This is a genomic window from Blastomonas sp. UPD001, assembly GCF_003426715.1.
GTDB lineage: Bacteria > Pseudomonadota > Alphaproteobacteria > Sphingomonadales > Sphingomonadaceae > Blastomonas.
Genome location: NZ_QKVT01000001.1, coordinates 3215005 through 3218191, shown reverse-complemented (window position 1 = coordinate 3218191; position 3187 = coordinate 3215005). Strand labels below are relative to the sequence as shown.

3 protein-coding genes are annotated in these 3187 nt (G+C 61.9%); all 3 read right to left on the bottom strand.

Going from position 1 to position 3187, the window contains the following annotated elements:
- The coding region (locus DM995_RS16370) for an MFS transporter (RefSeq protein WP_116970107.1) at positions 1-763 on the bottom strand (763 nt) is incomplete at its 3' end.
- A gap of 462 nt (positions 764-1225) precedes the next feature.
- Complete coding sequence (locus tag DM995_RS16365) at positions 1226-2452, bottom strand: CmpA/NrtA family ABC transporter substrate-binding protein (protein WP_066214137.1); 1227 nt, start codon at positions 2450-2452, stop codon at positions 1226-1228.
- Entirely contained in the window at positions 2449-3030 is a 582-nt protein-coding gene (locus DM995_RS16360; RefSeq protein WP_017671402.1) for an ANTAR domain-containing response regulator, read from the bottom strand. Before DM995_RS16360 ends, DM995_RS16365 begins: the two co-directional genes overlap by 4 nt.
- Positions 3031-3187: the final 157 nt, after the last annotated feature.

Genomic DNA, 3187 nt, shown 5'->3' with positions numbered 1-3187 from the left:
CGCACGCTGCCGTGCAATAGCCCGCCACCACCGGGGTCAGCGCGAACTGGTCGACGAAGTAGATCGAAAGCGACGCGGCAAGGCCCACGAAACCGCCGAAGGTGACGCCGTAGAACAGCATGAACCACCATGCATCGGCTTTCTTCAACGGCTCAAGATAGGCGAAGATCGACTTGGGCGCGGGCGGGTTTGGCGCATCCTTGGCCAGCACCATGTAGATGACGAAGGTGATCGCCAGCGGGATGCAGGCAAGGCCCAGCACCGCGTTCCAGCCGAACGCCTTGGCCAGCAGCGGCGCAAACAATGCGGCGAGCACCGTGCCGGAATTGCCCATGCCCGCAATTCCCAGCGCGGTCCCCTGATGCTCGGCAGGATACCAGCGGCTCGCCAGCGGCAACGCGACGGCAAAGCTGGCACCGGCAAAGCCCAGGATCACGCCCAATGCCACGGCACCGCCAAAGCTGTTGACCCCCAGCATCCACGCCGTCGCCAGCCCGCCGATCACGATCAACTGGCCGATCGCGCCGGTAGACTTGGGGCCGATCTTGTCGACCAGCACGCCGTTGACCAGCCGCAGCACCGCGCCCGCCAGCGTGGGTATTGCGACCATCAGGCCCTTCTGGGCGTCGTTCAATCCCAGATCGGTGGCGATCATCGGGGCGAGCGGGCCGAGCAGCACCCATACCATAAACGCCAGATCGAAATATAAGAATGCCGCAAACAGCGTCGGGCGGTGTCCCGCCGACCAGAAACCCTTGTTCATGATAAACCCCTGTGATGGTGCGGCGCGGAAGACCCGTCCGGCTGGTGGGACCGAGCGCATACGCCGGGGCTTGTTGGCCGGAGCGCAGGGGGGAGCACGCGGTGATGATGGAGAAGCAGCGAGACAATGCTCGCGAAGGCAGCGACAGGGCAGCTAACGATGGCCGCGCCCGAGAGCTGGACAATCCCGTCTGTCAATCTGGCGGAATGAACCGTCAAAGCCATGCTCCTTTCAGACACGAAAAAAGCCGCCTCGAAGCGCGGTCATCAGGACCGGTTCGGGCGGCGTCATTGCCATGCTTCGTATTAACCGAAGCGGCCAGTTCAGCCCTTCATTGGACCGACCTGGTTATGATAGACCACGCATCATTGCCTGATCTTCCTTTAAGTTGTCAGCGAATCGACTATAGCGCAAGCTAATTTTTGTGCGTTGCAGCATTTGCAATTGGCGAGGCTAGAATGCTCATATCATGGGCTTTGTGCGCTGGTGCTCCAGGTAGTCCATCGCCCGGTCAGGATCGAACTGAACGCGATCGAAGAATTGGTCTTCACCGAGAATCAGTCTGCCCGTCTGGCTGGAAGCACCACGCGGCACGCTGTTGGCACCTTCCACCTTGGCACTGGCGCCGGGCAGTATCGCATCAGTCCCAGCAAGCGCGGACCTGTAGATGTCAGGACGGAACACCTGGGCTGCTCCGGCAAAACCCACCTCGCTCGCTTCGGCATGCCCCCACCGGGCCATCTGCGAATACAGCCACATGGCCTGACTGCGCCAGGGGAAGTTGGCGGCCTCGCGATGTTGAAACATGAAGTCGGGATAATGAATGGCATCGGCCCCCTGCGTGAGCCGGATCCGGTCCGTGGTCGCCCGCAGGATCGTTTCGCGGGGTGCGTCCAGATATTCCGAGCGTGACAATATGGCCGCATTTGCCTCTGTATTGCCAGGCTCGACGAAATGCGCAGCCGCTCTGTGCAGCGCTCGCACCAGCCGCTCGGTTGCGTCGGTGTCGGCCTGCCGACCATCGAGCCGCACCGCCAGCACTTTTTCCACACCGCGCCGCCAGATCTGCGCAGTGGCCAGCATGATCCGCCCGACACCGCGATCCACCGCGATGCTGTTCCACGGTTCGCCAACGCAGATGCCGTCAACATCGCCGCAGGCCAGTGCATCGGCGGCGAAGGGCGGGCTGGTGACGGTGATCTCGACATCGACGTCAGGCTGAATCCCTACGCCAGCCAGCCAGTAGCGCAGCATATAGTTGTGGCTGGAATAGCGATGGACCACCCCGAAACGCAGCGGCTTGCCGATGGCGACCCGGCGTTCCGCCTCCAGCTTCAACCTTGCGCCGATTTCGAATGGGTCACCCAGCGTGTTGTCGAGCATCAAGGCTTCTGCCAGTGCCGTTGATACGGTGAGCGCGTTGCCATTGAGACCGAGCACGAACGGGACGGCGAGCGGCATTGCCGGCCTGTCGCACCCCAATGCGGTGGCGATCGCGAGCGGTGCGACCATGTGTGCCGCGTCCGTCTGCCCATACATCAGACGGTCGCGTACCGCCGCCCAGGTGATGTCGCGGACCAGTTGCAGGTCCAATCCTTCATCCTCGGCAAAGCCCAGCTCACGCGCCAGGATTGGCAGTGCCGCATCAACCAGCGGCAGGAAACCAATCCTCATGAGGGTATTGCTCATGGCATATCTCCCATCAGGGCTTCGCTGGTCACGATGGCCTCGGCGACCTCGGCAATGCGGCGGTTGGATCGCATCGCATGATTGCGCAGCAGGGCATAAGCAGCTGGCTCGTCCAGCCCTTTGCGCTTCATCAGGATCGCCTTGGCGCGATCGATTGCCTGTCGGTCGGCCAGCGCGGTCCGTGCTTCCGCCAACTCGGCCTGCAGCCGTGAAAATGCTTGAAAGCGGCGAATGGCGAGGTCCAGCACCGGCTTAATGCGCTGCTTAGCCAAGCCATCGACAACATAGGCCGATACGCCCGCATCCACCGCTGCACTTGTCGACTCGGCATCGCTCTGGTCCACGAACATCGCGATCGGCCGCGCAAGGGCACGCGACATTGCGAAAAAGTCCTCCAGCATATCCCGGCTTGGATTCTCAAGATTGATCAGCACAACCTCGGGTGCAGCACGTTCGATCTGCGCAGCAAGCCCTGCAGCGTGATCGATGATCACGAGGTCGGTGAGGCCAGCCTCGCGCAAGCCATCCGAGATGATCGCTGCGCGCGTGGTGCTTGTGTCGATGATCGCGATGCGCATGATAAAGGTTAGTAGCGGCCAATGTCCGATGGCAGCAAGCTTTCGCGCACCGCTGCCGGGTTTTTGGCAATATCCGCGAGGCTATAGCGATCGAGATGCCTGAAGAATGCCTCAAGCGCACCGGCCAGGGCATGACGCAGTTGGCATGCTGGCGTAA

Coding starts and splice junctions, on each gene's coding strand:
- DM995_RS16365 (WP_066214137.1), bottom strand. CDS start 2,452: ATGAGCAATACCCTCATGAGGATTGGTTTCCTGCCGCTGGTTGATGCG.
- DM995_RS16360 (WP_017671402.1), bottom strand. CDS start 3,030: ATGCGCATCGCGATCATCGACACAAGCACCACGCGCGCAGCGATCATC.